The organism is Caldimonas sp. (assembly GCF_046291045.1).
In the GTDB taxonomy this organism is placed as follows: Bacteria; Pseudomonadota; Gammaproteobacteria; order Burkholderiales; family Burkholderiaceae_C; genus Caldimonas.
Genome location: NZ_JBKBSL010000030.1, coordinates 1 through 14,072, shown reverse-complemented (window position 1 = coordinate 14,072; position 14,072 = coordinate 1). Strand labels below are relative to the sequence as shown.

16 protein-coding genes are annotated in these 14,072 nt (G+C 69.5%); 11 read left to right on the top strand and 5 right to left on the bottom strand.

All coding sequences use genetic code 11. The features are described from left to right. Positions 1–82: 82 nt before the first annotated feature. On the top strand, positions 83–967 hold the full coding sequence (locus ACK4ZD_RS11490; RefSeq protein ID WP_409661992.1) for a DUF4743 domain-containing protein: 885 nt from the start codon (positions 83–85) through the stop codon (positions 965–967). Positions 968–1,007: 40 nt separating this feature from the next. On the opposite strand, the gene ACK4ZD_RS11485 is transcribed toward ACK4ZD_RS11490, so the two are convergent. Beyond that, the gene (locus ACK4ZD_RS11485; RefSeq protein WP_409661989.1) at positions 1,008–2,123 is read right to left on the bottom strand and encodes a phospholipase A; all 1,116 of its coding nucleotides are present in this window, start codon (positions 2,121–2,123) and stop codon (positions 1,008–1,010) included. Between the two features lie 174 nt (positions 2,124–2,297). Between ACK4ZD_RS11485 and ACK4ZD_RS11480 the strand changes: the two genes are divergently transcribed. The 3 genes from ACK4ZD_RS11480 to ACK4ZD_RS11470 are packed head-to-tail and all read left to right on the top strand — an operon-like array spanning position 2,298 to position 4,060. Beyond that, the gene (locus ACK4ZD_RS11480; protein ID WP_409661987.1) at positions 2,298–2,849 is read left to right on the top strand and encodes a cytochrome b; all 552 of its coding nucleotides are present in this window, start codon (positions 2,298–2,300) and stop codon (positions 2,847–2,849) included. A 21-nt stretch (positions 2,850–2,870) separates the two neighbouring features. After that, entirely contained in the window at positions 2,871–3,437 is a 567-nt protein-coding gene (locus tag ACK4ZD_RS11475) for a YceI family protein (protein WP_409661984.1), read from the top strand. A gap of 47 nt (positions 3,438–3,484) precedes the next feature. Continuing rightward, complete coding sequence (locus ACK4ZD_RS11470; RefSeq protein ID WP_409661981.1) at positions 3,485–4,060, top strand: YceI family protein; 576 nt, start codon at positions 3,485–3,487, stop codon at positions 4,058–4,060. A gap of 54 nt (positions 4,061–4,114) precedes the next feature. Here the strand turns inward: ACK4ZD_RS11470 and ACK4ZD_RS11465 are convergent, their stop codons facing one another. Continuing rightward, complete coding sequence (locus ACK4ZD_RS11465) at positions 4,115–4,324, bottom strand: hypothetical protein (protein ID WP_409661978.1); 210 nt, start codon at positions 4,322–4,324, stop codon at positions 4,115–4,117. Positions 4,325–4,448: 124 nt separating this feature from the next. On the opposite strand from ACK4ZD_RS11465, the gene ACK4ZD_RS11460 reads away from it, so the two are divergent. Genes ACK4ZD_RS11460 through ACK4ZD_RS11445 form a run of 4 tightly spaced genes read left to right on the top strand, consistent with a single transcriptional unit; the run spans position 4,449 to position 7,960 of the window. Continuing rightward, positions 4,449–5,363, top strand: coding sequence for a LysR substrate-binding domain-containing protein (locus ACK4ZD_RS11460; protein ID WP_409661976.1), 915 nt, complete (start codon positions 4,449–4,451; stop codon positions 5,361–5,363). A 28-nt stretch (positions 5,364–5,391) separates the two neighbouring features. Then, positions 5,392–6,174, top strand: coding sequence for a molybdate ABC transporter substrate-binding protein (gene modA / locus ACK4ZD_RS11455; protein ID WP_409661973.1), 783 nt, complete (start codon positions 5,392–5,394; stop codon positions 6,172–6,174). Next, positions 6,174–6,839: a molybdate ABC transporter permease subunit gene (modB, locus tag ACK4ZD_RS11450; protein ID WP_409662069.1), complete on the top strand. Its 666-nt coding sequence runs from the start codon at positions 6,174–6,176 to the stop codon at positions 6,837–6,839. The genes modA and modB overlap by 1 nt, the downstream gene beginning before the upstream one ends. Beyond that, entirely contained in the window at positions 6,836–7,960 is a 1,125-nt protein-coding gene (locus tag ACK4ZD_RS11445) for an ABC transporter ATP-binding protein (protein ID WP_409661970.1), read from the top strand. Before modB ends, ACK4ZD_RS11445 begins: the two co-directional genes overlap by 4 nt. On the opposite strand, the gene ACK4ZD_RS11440 is transcribed toward ACK4ZD_RS11445, so the two are convergent. The 3 genes from ACK4ZD_RS11440 to ACK4ZD_RS11430 are packed head-to-tail and all read right to left on the bottom strand — an operon-like array spanning position 7,957 to position 11,085. Beyond that, on the bottom strand, positions 7,957–8,721 hold the full coding sequence (locus ACK4ZD_RS11440) for a YoaK family protein (RefSeq protein WP_409661967.1): 765 nt from the start codon (positions 8,719–8,721) through the stop codon (positions 7,957–7,959). The genes ACK4ZD_RS11445 and ACK4ZD_RS11440 overlap by 4 nt on opposite strands. Continuing rightward, the gene (locus ACK4ZD_RS11435; protein ID WP_409661964.1) at positions 8,684–9,382 is read right to left on the bottom strand and encodes a phosphatase PAP2 family protein; all 699 of its coding nucleotides are present in this window, start codon (positions 9,380–9,382) and stop codon (positions 8,684–8,686) included. Before ACK4ZD_RS11435 ends, ACK4ZD_RS11440 begins: the two co-directional genes overlap by 38 nt. A gap of 29 nt (positions 9,383–9,411) precedes the next feature. Continuing rightward, the gene (locus ACK4ZD_RS11430; RefSeq protein ID WP_409661962.1) at positions 9,412–11,085 is read right to left on the bottom strand and encodes a phosphoethanolamine transferase; all 1,674 of its coding nucleotides are present in this window, start codon (positions 11,083–11,085) and stop codon (positions 9,412–9,414) included. Between the two features lie 102 nt (positions 11,086–11,187). On the opposite strand from ACK4ZD_RS11430, the gene ACK4ZD_RS11425 reads away from it, so the two are divergent. The 3 genes from ACK4ZD_RS11425 to ACK4ZD_RS11415 all read left to right on the top strand — a co-directional run. Continuing rightward, on the top strand, positions 11,188–11,841 hold the full coding sequence (locus tag ACK4ZD_RS11425) for a response regulator transcription factor (RefSeq protein ID WP_409661959.1): 654 nt from the start codon (positions 11,188–11,190) through the stop codon (positions 11,839–11,841). After that, positions 11,838–13,127 carry a sensor histidine kinase gene (locus ACK4ZD_RS11420; protein ID WP_409661956.1) on the top strand — a complete coding sequence of 430 codons (1,290 nt, stop codon included), beginning with the start codon at positions 11,838–11,840 and terminating at the stop codon, positions 13,125–13,127. The genes ACK4ZD_RS11425 and ACK4ZD_RS11420 overlap by 4 nt, the downstream gene beginning before the upstream one ends. 33 nt (positions 13,128–13,160) lie before the next feature. Further along, positions 13,161–14,072: ExeA family protein (locus tag ACK4ZD_RS11415; protein WP_409661953.1), on the top strand; the 912-nt coding region annotated here is incomplete at its 3' end.

Genomic DNA, 14,072 nt, shown 5'->3' with positions numbered 1-14,072 from the left:
TGACCCCTGCGTGACGGTTTGGCGACCATCCCCGGGGCGCGGGGTGCGGGGGCCCCGGTTGGCGCTCTACACTCGAGAGGTGATGACCGTCTCCATCCGGTGCCCCGCCATCGAGGCAGCACGCGCGCTGCGTCCCGGCCAACGCCTGCCCTTCTTCATCTACCGCGAGCCGGTGGGCTCGGTGGCTCGCGCGCTGCTGCCGGTGCTGGCCACCTGTGCGCCCTGGCTGAAGGTGGGTGAACATGCCGTGCAGATGGACGACCGGCTCTACAGCGTGGAGCAGCGCTCCCTCGCCCTGGCGCGCACCAACGCGGTCTTGCGCCAGCATGGTCTGGTGCCGGGCTGGCGCGACGAGACCTACGGCGTGAGCGTGGCGGCCGACGAGCCGCCGCTGGCCCGCATCGAACGGGCGGCCGCCCGCGTGTGGGGCACCCTGACCTTCGCGGCCCACCTCAACGGCTATGTACGCGCTCCGGGCGGCGCGATCACTCACCTGTGGATCGCCCGCAGGGCCTGGACCAAGCCCACCGACCCGGGCAAGCTCGACAACCTGGTGGCCGGTGGCGTGCCCTATGGACAGACCCCCTTCCGGGCGCTGGTGCGCGAATGCTGGGAGGAGTCAGGCCTGCCCGAGGCCACCGCGCGGCGCGCCACGCCCGGGCGCATCGTGCACCTGCTGCGCGACGTGCCCGAAGGGGTGCAAAACGAACAAGTCTATGTCTACGACCTGGAGCTGCCGCGGGGCCTGGTGCCACACAACTTGGACGGCGAGGTGGCCGAGCACCGGCTGATGCCCCTGGACGAGGTGGTGGATCTGCTCGGCACCGAGGCGATGACCACTGACGCCGCCCTGGTCACGCTCGACTTTCTGCTGCGCCGCCGCCTGCTGCCGGCTGGTTTGCACGACACCTGGGACGCCGCGGCCCGGCCGTTGTGGCAGCCGCCTCCTGCCGGCACCCAAGTCTGACCCCACGACGGCCCCCATCGGCAACGCCCCACCCAGCCCGTCAGAACTCGAACAGCGTCAGCCCCAGACCCAGGCTGGTTTGGCGCACGTTGTAGTCCAGCAGCGTCTCGCCGTAGCCGTGGAAGAGCTGCACGTACCAGCGCAAGCCCCTCGGGTTCGAGGGGTCCACCGGGTAGGTCCAGTCCAGTTGCAGCGCGCCGCGGTCGATCTCGCGCAGGTTGCTGCGGTACAGCAGCGAGGCCGTCGCCCGGCCGGGCACCCAGGTCAGGGCCAGGTCGGCGCGGCCGCGGTAGCGCGTGAGGTCGGGGTTGTCGTCGTCGTCCGACGACTCGGGCAGGCGGCGCAGCACACGCGCCAGCAGGCCAACCTCGCCGCGCTCCAGGCCGGCGCCCAGGTAGACGCGGTTCCACGAACGTGACAGCGGTTCGGCCTGCCCGTTCGACTGGTGTGACAGGCCCAGTTGCGCCATGCGCCACTGCCAGCCCCCGGGCAGGTGGCGCAGCGGCCCGGGCACCGGGGCCACGTAGATCAGCTCGGGTTCATAGTCCGTGCTGCGAAAGGGGGCCGACTCGCGCGGGTTCCACACTTGCCACAGCGACTGCTGCGTGTAGCCGAACCACAGGTCGCCTTCGGGCAGCAGCAGTCCTTCGAACAGCTTGGTGCGGATCGACAGTTGCAGCTTCGCGCCCAGGTGTCGGTAGTCCGGCAGGTTGTCGGGGCTGGGACGTGTGGGGCTGGAAGGGTTCTGGTTGACGCGGCTGGTGTGGTGCACTGGCAGCAAGAAGTTGGGGCGGTAGGTCTGGAAGCGGAAGGTGCCGCGTTTGTCGGCGCGCTCGAGCTCCCAGTAGCGGGACCACAGGCCCGTGCCCGGCGTGGCCGACGCAGATGCACCGCTGAGCGCAGCCTCGGCAGCGCTCCCCCCTGCGGACGGCGCGGCCGCCGGTGCGGCGCTGGGCAGGGTCTGCCCGGCCGGCAGGGGACGCCCGGCCCAGCGGTCGTAACAGGCCAGACGCTCGCGGTCGTCGGACAACGCGGCACAGGCCGCCAGCCCCGAGGCCGGCGACTCGGGCGAGACCAAGGGGGTGTCGGCCACCGCACCGCCGGCCGCCAGCCAGGCCACTGCAGCCAAGCCACCACGCCACCTCGCAGACTTCATGCGTTCCATGGGCCGCGATTGTCGCCCGGCCCAGGCGCAGCGGGCGCAGGGAAGACACGATTCGTTTCAAAGCCTTCGAACGTTGCCGTGAAGCTCGGTGAACCTCCGGCCCAGCTTGCGCTCTATGCTTCACGCTCATTGCCTGGTGTCTTGCGCCGCCCTCGACCCACCCCCATGCCTGCCGCTTCGGACCGCTACACCGCCACTGCCGTCACCTTGCACTGGGTGCTGGCCCTGGGCCTGCTGGGCATGCTCGCCTTGGGCCTGTACATGACCGGCCTGCCGATGTCGCCGTCGCGGCTCAAGCTGTACAACTGGCACAAGTGGGCGGGCATCGTCATCTTGGCCCTGTCGGCGCTGCGCCTGTGGTGGCGCCTGACCCACCGCCCGCCCGCCCTGCCACCGCAGGTGCTGCGCCACATGCCGGCCTGGCAGCGCGTCGCGCACCATGGCACGCACCTCGCGCTGTACCTGCTGTTCTTCGCGGTGCCGCTGATGGGCTGGGCCTACAGCTCGGCGGCGGGCTTCCCCGTCGTGCTCTTCGGCGTCCTGCCCCTGCCCGACTTCGTGCCGACCGACCGCGCACTGGCCGAGACGCTCAAGCCCTGGCACGGTGCCCTGGCCTACACCCTGGCCGCCTTGATCGTGCTGCACGTGCTGGGTGCGCTGAAGCACCAGCTCATCGACCGCGACGGGCTGCTGTCGCGCATGTGGTTCGGCCGCTGACCCCCCACTGAGGACTGCTCCATGCTCAAGACCCTGACCTGGCCGCTGGTGGCCGCCACGCTGCTGATGATGGCTCCCGCCTTTGCACAACAGAAGCTCGTGCCGGCGCAAAGCGAGATCGTCTTCACCAGCCGTCAGCTCGGCGTGCCGGTCGAGGGTCGCTTCAAGCGCTTCGAGGCCCAGGTGGCCTTCGACCCCAAAAAGCCCGAAGCCGGGCGCATCGACTTCACCGTCGATCTCGCCAGCGCCAGCCTGGGCGTGGCCGAGGTCGAGGCCGAACTGGTCAAGCCCGATTGGTTCCACACCGCCCGGTTCCCGCAGGCCCGCTTCGTCTCGCGCAGCATCAAGGCGCTGGGAGGCGGGCGCTTCGAGGTGGCCGGCCAGCTCAGCCTCAAGGGCACGGCCCGCGACGTCGTGGTGCCCGTCGCCCTGACCCAGGCCGGTGGCACGACCACGGCCACCGGCCAGTTCACACTGCAACGCTTGGCCTTCAAGATTGGTGACGGCGAGTGGGCCGACACCTCGATGGTGGCCAACGATGTGCAGGTGCGCTTCAAGCTCGCGCTGACCGGCGTGCCGGCGTTGTGATCCACCGTTTCCACATTCGCTTGCCCCCTTCACCCCTAGGAGAACCCATGCACAAGACCCTGCTCGTCAGCACTCTGGCCACGGCCCTGCTGGCCCCGGCCTTCGCGGCCCAGGCCGCCACCTACGCGATCGACCCGAATCACACCTTCGTGACCTTCGAGATCGACCATCTGGGCGTGAGCACCAACCGCGGCCGCTTCGACAAGAAAGAAGGCACCGTGCAGTTCGACCGCGCGGCCAAGACCGGCAAGGTGGAGCTGACCATCGACATGAACTCGATCAACACCGGCACGGCACAGTTCAACCGTCACCTGCAGAGCAAGGACTTCTTCAACACCGCCGAGTTTCCCAGCGCGAAGTTCGTGGCCGACAAGTTCAGCTTCGACGGGGACAAAGTCTCCGAGGTGGCCGGCACGCTCACGATGCTGGGCAAGACCCAGCCGGTGGTGCTCAAGGCCAAGCGTTTCAACTGCACGCAGCATCCCATGCTCAAGCGCGAGGTGTGCGGCGGCGACTTCGAAACCACCATCGCCCGCAGCCAGTGGGGCATGGACTGGGGCCTGAACATGGGCTTTCAGGACCAGGTGCGCCTGGTGATCCAGGTCGAGGCCATCCAGCAGTAAATCCGTCCCGACCGCCGTCCCGGCACGCCCCGCCCCTGTGCGGGGCGTCGTCGTTCAGGGCTGCTCGCGCCATCGCCGGTGGCGCATGAGGCGATGGCGCAGCCGCTCGGCCGTACGCAGCGCCCGACGGCTCGGCTCGGCCAGCAAGGCGTCGGTCGTGCGCCAGAAATCGTCCAGCGCCTGCAGGCGCAGCCGTTGCACCTCGGCATGGGCTTGATCGTGAGCGAGCGCCAGGCGTTCGGGGGTCCATAAGGGGTCGTTCATCACAGGCTCCAGGAACGAAGAAATCACTGTGAAACCACTCTAGGCGCTCAATAGCCCCTGCGAAACGGCACTTCTTGCCACTTGGTATTGCAAAATCAGCAAAACCAACGCAGCATCTCCCTGCATGAACCTGCATCTGGACGACGTGGCCCTGTTCGTGCGCATTGCCGCGCTGGGCACGCTGTCGGCCGCGGCGCGCGAGCGCAACGTGCCCGTCAGCCAGGTCACGCGTGCGCTGGCACGGCTGGAAGCGGCCTGCGCCGCGAGGCTGATGCATCGCAACACCCACGGCTTGAGCCTCACCGACGAAGGTGATGCCTTCCTCGCCCAGGCGCGGCGCCTGCTCGACATCCAGGCCGAGCTGCAGGCCGATCTAGGAGGCAAGCTCGGCCGTCCCAGCGGCTGGGTGCGCGTGAGCGTCAGCGCAGTGCTGGCCCAGGACGTGATCGCTCCCTCGCTGCCCAGCCTGTACGACCACTACCCGCAGCTGCGCGTGGACATCGCGGCCGACGACCGCATCATCGACATGGCTCGCGAAGGCATCGACGTGGCCATCCGCACCGGCACGCCCCACAGCGAAGCCGTGGTGGCACGGCGGATCGGCCAGCTCACCCGCAGCCTGTATGCCTCGCCCGCCTATGTCGAGCGCTTCGGCATGCCGCGCCACCCGGACGAGCTGCAGCAGCACCGCCTGGTCACCTACAGCACACCGGCCTCCCTGAACGAATGGGCCTGGCGCGAGGGCCGCACCGAGCGGCATTTCATGGCCCAGGGCCACACGCGCGTGGACAACACCGCTGCGATGGTGGCGTTGGTGGAGGCCGGCGCCGGCATCTCTCGCCTCACCGACCTGGTGGCCTTGCCGCGCGTGGCCCAGGGCCGGCTGGTGCCGGTGTTGCCTGGCGTGTTCTCCAGCGAACCCGTGCCGATGTATGCGGTGATGCTGCGCGAGCGCCACCGCCTGCCCAAGGTGCGCGCTTGCATCGACCACTGGGCTGAATGGATGGCGCGGCAGGCCGCCACCGCCCCCCTGAGGTAGGCTTATGGGCTCACCCAGCTACATCGTCATGGATCCTGTCAGCCTTGTGCGCCGCGGCCTGCTGGGCCTGCTCGGTCTGAGCCTGCTGCCTGCCGTGCGCGCCCAGACGCCCCCCACCCTGGCCGCCGCGTCGGACCTGAAGTTCGCCGTCGAGGACATCGCGGCCCAGTTCGAGCGCGACACCGGGCACAAGCTGCGCCTGGTGTTCGGTTCCTCTGGCAACTTCTACTCGCAAATCCTGCACGGCGCGCCTTTCCAGATGTTCATGTCGGCCGACGAAGACTTCGTCTTCAAGCTGGCCGATGCCGGCCGCACGCGCGACCGCGGGCGCCTGTACGCCCTGGGCCGCATCGGCATCCTGGTGCCGCACGGCTCGCCGTTGAAGGCCGACGGCCGGTTGCAAGATCTGGCTGCAGCGCTGAAGGACGGCCGTCTGAAGCGCTTGGCCATCGCCAACCCCGAGCATGCCCCCTACGGCGCTCGCGCGAAGGAGGCGCTCGAACATGCTGGGTTGTGGGCGGCCATCCGGCCGCATCTCGTCTTTGGCGAAAACATCTCCCAGGCCGTGCAGTTCGCCACCTCGGGCTCGACTCAAGGCGGCATCGTGGCCCAGTCGCTCGCACTGGCTCCCTCGGTGGCACAGCTCGGGCGCTTCGATCTCATCGACCCGACATGGCACCAGCCGCTGCGCCAGCGCATGGTGCTGATGAAGGACGCCCCGCCGGCCCTGCAGGCCTTCTACGACTACCTGACCACGCCGGCGGCGCAAGCCATCATGGCCCGCTACGGCTTCCAGACGCCTCGCGAATGATGGACTGGCAAGCCCTCGTCCTCTCGCTGGAGCTGGCCACCGCCACGCTGGCCGTGCTGCTGCCGCTGGGGCTGTGGCTGGGCCGCTGGCTGGCCCGCACCCGCCTGCTCGGCAAGGCCTGGATCGAAGCCGCGGTGGTGCTGCCCCTGGTGCTGCCGCCCACCGTGCTGGGCTACTACCTGCTGGTGTCGCTGGGCGGGGCCTCGCCGCTGGGGCGCTGGCTGGCCGAACACTTCGACATCCGCCTGACCTTCAACTTCGCCGGCCTGCTCGTCGCCTCGGTGGTCTTCAACATCCCCTTCATGGTTCAGCCGGTGCAGCGCGCCTTCGAGGCCATCCCGCGCAACCTGGCCGAAGCGGCCGCGGTGAGCGGCCTGTCGGGCTGGCAGACCTTCTGGCGCATCGAGCTGCCGCTGGCCTGGCCGGGCGTGCTCTCGGCGATGGTGCTGACCTTCGTGCACACCCTGGGCGAGTTCGGCGTGGTGCTGATGGTGGGCGGCAGCATCCCGGGCGAGACGAAGACCATCGCCATCTCCATCTATGATCGCGTCCAGGCCTTCGACCTGCGCAGCGCCGACCAGATGGCCCTGGTGCTGTTGCTGTTCTCGCTGGGTGCGGTGGCCGCCTCCTTCTTCGCCTCGGCGCGGCTGGTGGTCAAGCGATGAACGCAGCCCTGTTCGTCGATGTCGCACAGGCACAACCGATGCCGCTTCACGGCCGCTTCGGCTGCGCCGCCGGCGAGTTGACCGCCCTGGTGGGCCCCTCAGGGGCCGGCAAAACCTCGATGCTGCGTGTGTTGGCCGGTCTGATGCGGCCCGCGCACGGACGCGTGCAGGTGGGCAACGAGGTCTGGTGCGACACCACCGCCGGAATCTTTCGCCCCGCTCAGGACCGCCATGTGGGTGTGGTGTTCCAGCACTACGCACTCATGCCGCACCTGGACGCCGTGGACAACGTGGCCCTGTCGCTGCTGCACCTTCCGCGTGCGACACGCCGCGCGCGAGCGCGCGACTGGCTCTCGCACATGCGCCTGGAGCCCACGCTGCATACGCGCCGTCCCGCCGCCTTGTCAGGCGGCCAGCAGCAACGCGTGGCCATCGCCCGCGCCCTGGCGCGCGAGCCGAAGCTGCTGCTGCTGGACGAGCCCTTCTCGGCCGTGGATCAGATGAACCGCCAGGGTCTGTACACCTTGCTGGCCGACCTGCGACGCGAACTGTCCATCCCCATCGTGCTGGTCACCCACGACCTGCAGGAAGCCCGGTTGCTGGCCGATCAACTCGTCGTGATGGACGCCGGCCATGTGCTCCAGCAGGGCAGCCCCGCTGCCATCCACCGGGCCCCGCGCAATGCGCGCGTGGCCGACTTGGTCGGTCTGCAAAACCGCTTCCAGGGTCAATGGTTGGGCCCCTCGGCCGAGCCCGGTTGGGGCTGGCTGTGCTGGCTGGCCCCGGGAGCCGCACCCGGCGAGGGCCCCCGCCTTCGCGTGCGCGACAAGGGCAAGATCACGGCCGGCCAGGCCGTGCACTGGGTCATCAGCAGCGAAGGCCTGCACCTGCTCGACCCCCACGCCGCTGGGGCCGACGCCTGGCGAGCCACCGTGCGCGAGGCGCGCCACCTCGGCGAAATCAGCCTCGTGGTGTGCGAACTGGCCGATCTGCCAGGCGTGGATCTCAAACTCAGCGTGGCCGGCCCGCGCCGGGTGGGGCTCGCACCCGGCGCCGTGCTGGGCATCCGGCTCGACCTGGAGCTGGTGCATGTGATGCCGTTTCGCGCGGCCTCCGACTAGGAGGCGCTGCCGGGCGCCCCCAGACCGCGCAGGTCGTCCAGCACCGGCAGCAGCGCCATCACCACCAGCACGACGGCAAACGGCACCGCGGCACTGAAGCCCAGCGACTTGAAGGCCGACGCGCCGACGATGCCGCCACCCAGGAAGGCGAACAGCACCGCCGCATGCACCTTGAGCCGGTCGCGGTTGGCACGCACGAAATGCTGCGCGTTGGCCTGCTCCGAGCGGTTCCAGTAGAGCAGCCGGCCCAACTCGATGCCCAGATCTGTCACGATGCCTGTCATGTGGGTGGTGCGGATCTCCGCCTGCGAGATCTTCGTGACCACCGCATTCTGCAGGCCCATCACGAAACACAGCAGCAGCACCGTGGCCGGCACCATCAGCCCGGTGTGCAAGGCGAGGTTGGCGCCAAGCAATCCGAACACCAGCAACAGAACGGCTTCGAGCAGCAGCGACAGCGCGTACTCGCTGTGCATCTGGCGACGACGCGCCCAGTTGATCAGCAGCGCCGTGGCGGCCGCCCCTGCGATAAAGGCCGCCACCGACACAAGCCCGCCCAACACCAGCGTGAGCTGCCCCAGCACCAGGTCGTCGGCAATGGCCGAGACGATGCCCGTCATGTGCGAGGTGTAGCGGTGCACCGCCAGGAAGCCCCCGGCGTTGATGCCACCCGCCACGAAGGCCAGGATCAGCCCGAGCTGCCGGTTGGCCCGCCGCGTGCGATCACGTCCGGTCAGTCGTCTGAGGAATTGGGCGGGCATGCCGCCATTGTGGTTCAAGCCGCGGCGCGCGCCGGCTGACCATGAGCCAGCGGGGTGCAACACTTGCGCAACCGGCCCAGCAGATCCAGGCCGTCCACAGGTTGTGGCTCACGAAGTGCGCGCCACGAACCGTCTGGGCCAGGGACACGAGCACGCCGGCGGCGAGCACGGCAGCACCCCATGCCATGGCCTTGCGCCGGTCGTGCTGCCACCACAACCACACACCGGGCAGGAAGGCAAAGGCCGAGGTGGCATGCCCTGCTGGGAAGCAATGCCCGGGGCCGCCATCGCCGGCTCCGGGCCACCACAAGACCCAATGCGACAGGTATCGTGCGGTGCCGCCAAAAAGCGCCAGATCCCAGGGGCAGCTGGCCAGGCTCAGCCGCTTCACTGCCGGTACCAGGAGCAACAGGGCGACCGTGAGGCCCCAGGCTCGCCAGCGTTCGCCGCGGCGCGGGCCGTCAGACGCTTCGCCGATTCCAGCCGCCCAGAGCGCCCAGGCCCCCAGAGTCACTGCGGACAACCAGCGCCCGCCGTCATGAAGGATGTCGCGGAACAGGACTTGACCACGCCAATGGAACCCGTCGGCGGAACCAACCGCACGGGCCACCCACAGGTCGCCTCTGCTGCCCTCCCACACAAGAATGAGCAGCGCGGCCACCGCCAGGGCAACCCACGCCCGCCGCCCGGTCATCGAGCCTCGCCTGCCAGCACAGGGTCCGGGCTCCGGCGGCACCCCCGCGTCAGGTCCCATGTCGGTTCGTACAAGGCCGTTCCCACACCCGTCAGCGCCAGCACGGTATGGAACACATGGTCATGCTGGGCGGGCTGCGCTGCGCGGCGGGCCAGGCAGCCCGTGTCCAGACCTGAAGCCCGAGCGTAGCCCGGCGAGAGCCACATCACCATCGGCACGCGGGTCTGCTCGGCCGGCGCCATGGCATAGGGCAGGCCGTGCAGGTACAGCCCTGACTCCCCCAGTGATTCGCCGTGATCCGACACGTAGAGCATGGCGCTGTCCACGCGATCGGCATGGGTCGCCAGGGTATCGATCAGGCGGCTGAGCACATGGTCCGTGTAGAGCAGGGCATTGTCATAGGCATTGACGATGGCCTCGCGCGAGCAGCGCTGCAACTCGTCCTCGCGGCATGCGGGCTGGAACCGCGCAAAGGCCTCGGGGTAGCGGCGGAAGTAGGACGGGCCGTGGTTGCCCAGCATGTGCAGCACCAGCACCTGCTGGCCGTGCAGCCGCGTCAGCCGCTCGTCAAGCCCGGCCAGCAGGCCTTCATCCAGGCAACGTCCGCCCTCGCACAACCCGACGGGATGCAGTTCCTCCACCGTCGTCGTCGGCAGCCCCTCGCACACCCCCTTGCAGCCGGTCTGGTTGTCGACCCACTGCACGCCAATGCCCGCCCGCACAAGCACATGCAGCAGCGATTCGCTGCGACGGATGCGGGCTTCGTCATAGTCGCGCCGCCCCACCGGTGCAAACAGGCAGGGCACCGACACCTCGGTGTTGGTCCCGCAGCTGTGCACCTCCGCGAAATTGATCACACCGCGCTCCGCCAGGCCGGGGGTGGTCTGCCGGGCGTAGCCGTTCAGCCCCCAGTTCGCAGCCCTCGCGGTTTCGCCCACCACGATCACGAGCAGCTGAGCGCGGTCAGGCGCAGGGCGGATGCGGGTGGCGTCCAGGCCGACGGCCTGCCGCGGCCCGGCGGCCGCCTGGGCGTCGAAGGACAGCACGCGGGCGGTGGACCACAGCGCTGCCGACGGGCTCAGCAGGTAGCGCAACTCCTTGTGGTTGCGCATCAGCGACGCGAGTGGCTGGAAGCTCATCAGCACGGCCAGCACCAGCACCCCGACCGAGCCCACTGCCAGCCCGGACCGCCACACCAGGGCGCGAAGCCAGGGGCGCGGGCGCACCGGCAGCAGCGCCAGCACCGCCAAGGGCGGCCCGGCGTGCCACAGCAGGTGCCAGGCGAGGGCTCCACCCAGCAGTTCCCGGGCCTCGGCGGGCTGGGTGTGCAGGACATTGCGCAGCATGGACGGGTCGAGGTAGACGCCATAGCGATCGCTGAAGTAGCTCGAGAGAGCGGCCACCACCACAAGCACCACCGCCACGGGGCGCAGCAGACGGCCGGGGGCCAGCACCGCCAGCAGCAGCGCGTTCAATGCCACCAGCGCCACCGACAGCGCCACCATCAACGCTGCGCGACCGGGCCCCGCATGTTCGGAAACGAGCATGAAGAAGCGCTGATGATCCACCGCCAGCAACCACAGGCTCAGGCCCAGGATCAGCACTTCGGGCGGACAGCTCCAGCGGGCACGCGCCTGCGGTGTTTGCGGCAATCGATCAGGACGAGGCATCCCGCGATTGCAGCTCGCTCATCTGAAGCCAGCCTGAAGGCCGGACGTCCGGGTGGGTCGGGCCGTGGTAGCCTGCGTGCTGGAAACCATCCGCCGGATCCGATGCGCCTGCTGCTGATTGAAGACGACCCTCTGCTGGGTGGCGGTCTGCGCGACTACCTGCGCGCGCTGGGCCATGGCGTGGACTGGGCGATGCGCATCGACCAGGCCGAACTGCTGGCCGGCGAGCCCTACGACGCCTGGCTGATCGACTGGCAGTTGCCCGACGGCTCGGGGCTGGACTGGCTGCGGCGGCGGCGCCAGCAGGGGCGCACCACACCGGCCCTGGTGCTCACGGCACGCGACCGGCTGCATGAACGCATCGAGGGCCTGGACAGCGGCGCCGACGACTACCTCGTCAAGCCCTTCGATCCCGAGGAACTGCTGGCCCGGCTGCGTGCCGTGAGTCGCCGCACGCAGGGCCTGACTGGCGAGCAGTTGCGTTGCGGCCATGTGGTCATCAACCTGGGCGCCCGCCGGGTCGAGTGCCAAGGCCTGGCGGTCGAACTCACCGCGCGCGAGTGGGCCGTGCTGGAGGCGCTAGCCCTTCGCGCCGGGCGCATCGTGCCCAAGGCTGAGCTGGATGCGCTGGTGTTTGCCCACGAGGCCGAGGTGCACAGCAATGCCCTGGAGGTGCATGTGTCCCATCTGCGCCGCAAGCTGGGCCGCAGCCTCATCGACACTGTGCGGGGTCTGGGCTACCGCCTGAACACATGAAGCCCGCTCCTTCCATCCGCTCTCGGCTGGTGTCCACGCTGGTGGGCCTGTCGCTGGCCTGGGCCGTGCTGGCCAGCGCAGCGGTGTGGTTCACCCTGCGACATGAGGTGGACGAGCTGCTTGACGACACGCTGGCTACCTCGGCCGAGGTGCTGGTCGGCCTTTTGCCGGCCGCGGACGAGCTGTCCGCAGACGGCATCTGGGTGCCTGCGCCCACGCCGGGGACCAGCGACGACAACCGCTATGCTTGGCAGTGGGTAGACCCGGCCGGGCACCTGCGGGCGCGCTCGCCGGTGGCCCCCGGCGCCGCCTGGGTGGGGGAGCCCCGCATCGGCTACGGCCATTCCCTGGGAGACGGCAGGGCCTGGCGGCTCTATGGTCACCGCCTGGACGATGGCTCGATCCTCTACGTTGCGCAGTCTCGCGCCGAACGCCTCGAAGCCCTCGCCGAAGTCGCAGTGAACGTGATCGCCAGCGCCTTGCTGGTGGGCCTGGTCTTCGCGCTGTGGCTGCGCTGGCGCCTCCAGCGCGAACTGCAGCCACTGACCGACCTGTCGGCCGCCGTAGCGCGGCACGACCCATTGAGCGACGCGGTGCTGCCCGACCCGAACCGCCTTGAGCTGCACCCCCTGCGCGAGGCCGTGGATGCCCTGGGGAAGGGTCTGCGCCGGCGGCTCGCACAGGAACGCGCTGTGGCGGCCCAGGTGGCACACGCCCTGCGCACCCCGCTGGCCGGGCTGGATGCCCAGCTGGCCGCCGCCCAGGTAGCTGTCCCTGCCGACCAGCCGGCGGCCTTGCAACGCGCCCGCGAGGCCTCGCGACAATTGCGCCGCGTGGTGACCGGGGTGATCTCGCTGTTCCGCAGCGGCAGCGAGGTCCGTCGGCAGCCCGTCGATGTGGGCAAGCTGCTGGACGGTCTGCCTGTCGAAGGCCTGGCCGTGACCTGCCCGCGGGGCGCGCGCCTGTCGGCCGACCCCGACCTGCTGGCCGCAGCCTTGTCCAACCTGCTCGACAACGCGCTTCGGCAAGGTGCCTCCCGGGTCGACGTTGAAGTGCACTCCGGCCCCCAGGGCCAAGCGCTTCGACTTCACGACAACGGACCCGGCCTGCCCGCGGCGCAGCGCGCGGCACTACAGGACGCCCTGGACACCCAGTCCTACGAAGGCCATGTGGGTCTGGGCCTGATGCTGGCCGACCTCGTGGCACGTGCGCACGGCGGACGGCTGGTGCTGGAGCCGGTGGCGTCCGGCTTTGCCGTGCGCCTGGACCTGGGTCCACCCGCCTGACAGGCCGACATCAACGCCCGCTATCCTTGCCCCATGTACGCGGAATTCTTCGGCCTGGCGCAAACGCCCTTCTCGATCGCGCCCGACCCGCGCTACCTCTACATGAGCGAACGCCACCGCGAAGCGCTGGCCCATTTGCTCTACGGGGTACGCGGCGGCGGGGGCTTCGTGCTGCTCACCGGCGAGATCGGCGCGGGCAAGACCACCGTGTGCCGTTGCTTCCTGGAGCGCCTGCCCAAGCGCTGCAACGTCGCCTACATCTTCAACCCCAAACTCACTGTCGAGGAGCTGCTGCGCACCGTGTGCGAGGAGTTCCAGGTGCCCATCGAGCACCTGGGCCCGGGGCAGGCCACGGTGAAGGACTACGTCGATGCGCTCAACGCCTTCTTGCTGCGCATGCACTCGGTCGGACGCAACAACGTGCTCATCATCGACGAGGCCCAGAACCTCTCGCCCGACGTGCTCGAGCAATTGCGCCTGCTCACCAATCTGGAAACCCACGAGCGCAAGCTGCTGCAGATCATCCTGATCGGCCAGCCCGAGCTGCGCCGCATGCTGCGCCGGCCCGACCTGGAACAGCTTGCCCAGCGCGTGATCGCCCGCTACCACCTGCAGGCGCTGGACGAAAAGGAGACCGCCGCCTACGTGCGCCATCGCATGGGCGTGGCCGGCCTGAGCACGCCGCTGCCCTTCGACCGTGGCGCGCTCAAGCGCATCCACCGGCTTTCGCGCGGAGTGCCGCGGCGCATCAACCTGCTGTGCGACCGGGCCTTGCTGGGCGCCTACGCCACCGGCCAGGCGCGCGTAGACGAGCGCATCGTCGAGCGCGCCGCCCGCGAAGTCTTCGATGAAGAAACGACTTTCGACCTGCGCCCGCGCAGCTGGCTCGACCGCTGGCGCCGCGCCGGACTGCTGTTGCCAGCGGCAGCCTTGGCCGTCGGCCTG

What these genes read in the sequence shown, in the direction of transcription:
- ACK4ZD_RS11490 (WP_409661992.1), top strand. Translation starts at nt 83, where the DNA reads ATGACCGTCTCCATCCGGTGCCCCGCCATCGAGGCAGCACGCGCGCTG.
- ACK4ZD_RS11425 (WP_409661959.1), top strand. Translation starts at nt 11,188, where the DNA reads ATGCGCCTGCTGCTGATTGAAGACGACCCTCTGCTGGGTGGCGGTCTG.
- ACK4ZD_RS11485 (WP_409661989.1), bottom strand. Translation starts at nt 2,123, where the DNA reads ATGAAGTCTGCGAGGTGGCGTGGTGGCTTGGCTGCAGTGGCCTGGCTG.
- ACK4ZD_RS11430 (WP_409661962.1), bottom strand. Translation starts at nt 11,085, where the DNA reads ATGCCTCGTCCTGATCGATTGCCGCAAACACCGCAGGCGCGTGCCCGC.
- ACK4ZD_RS11475 (WP_409661984.1), top strand. Translation starts at nt 2,871, where the DNA reads ATGCTCAAGACCCTGACCTGGCCGCTGGTGGCCGCCACGCTGCTGATG.
- ACK4ZD_RS11460 (WP_409661976.1), top strand. Translation starts at nt 4,449, where the DNA reads ATGAACCTGCATCTGGACGACGTGGCCCTGTTCGTGCGCATTGCCGCG.
- ACK4ZD_RS11420 (WP_409661956.1), top strand. Translation starts at nt 11,838, where the DNA reads ATGAAGCCCGCTCCTTCCATCCGCTCTCGGCTGGTGTCCACGCTGGTG.
- ACK4ZD_RS11445 (WP_409661970.1), top strand. Translation starts at nt 6,836, where the DNA reads ATGAACGCAGCCCTGTTCGTCGATGTCGCACAGGCACAACCGATGCCG.
- ACK4ZD_RS11480 (WP_409661987.1), top strand. Translation starts at nt 2,298, where the DNA reads ATGCCTGCCGCTTCGGACCGCTACACCGCCACTGCCGTCACCTTGCAC.
- modB (WP_409662069.1), top strand. Translation starts at nt 6,174, where the DNA reads ATGGACTGGCAAGCCCTCGTCCTCTCGCTGGAGCTGGCCACCGCCACG.
- ACK4ZD_RS11470 (WP_409661981.1), top strand. Translation starts at nt 3,485, where the DNA reads ATGCACAAGACCCTGCTCGTCAGCACTCTGGCCACGGCCCTGCTGGCC.
- modA (WP_409661973.1), top strand. Translation starts at nt 5,392, where the DNA reads ATGGATCCTGTCAGCCTTGTGCGCCGCGGCCTGCTGGGCCTGCTCGGT.
- ACK4ZD_RS11465 (WP_409661978.1), bottom strand. Translation starts at nt 4,324, where the DNA reads ATGAACGACCCCTTATGGACCCCCGAACGCCTGGCGCTCGCTCACGAT.
- ACK4ZD_RS11440 (WP_409661967.1), bottom strand. Translation starts at nt 8,721, where the DNA reads ATGCCCGCCCAATTCCTCAGACGACTGACCGGACGTGATCGCACGCGG.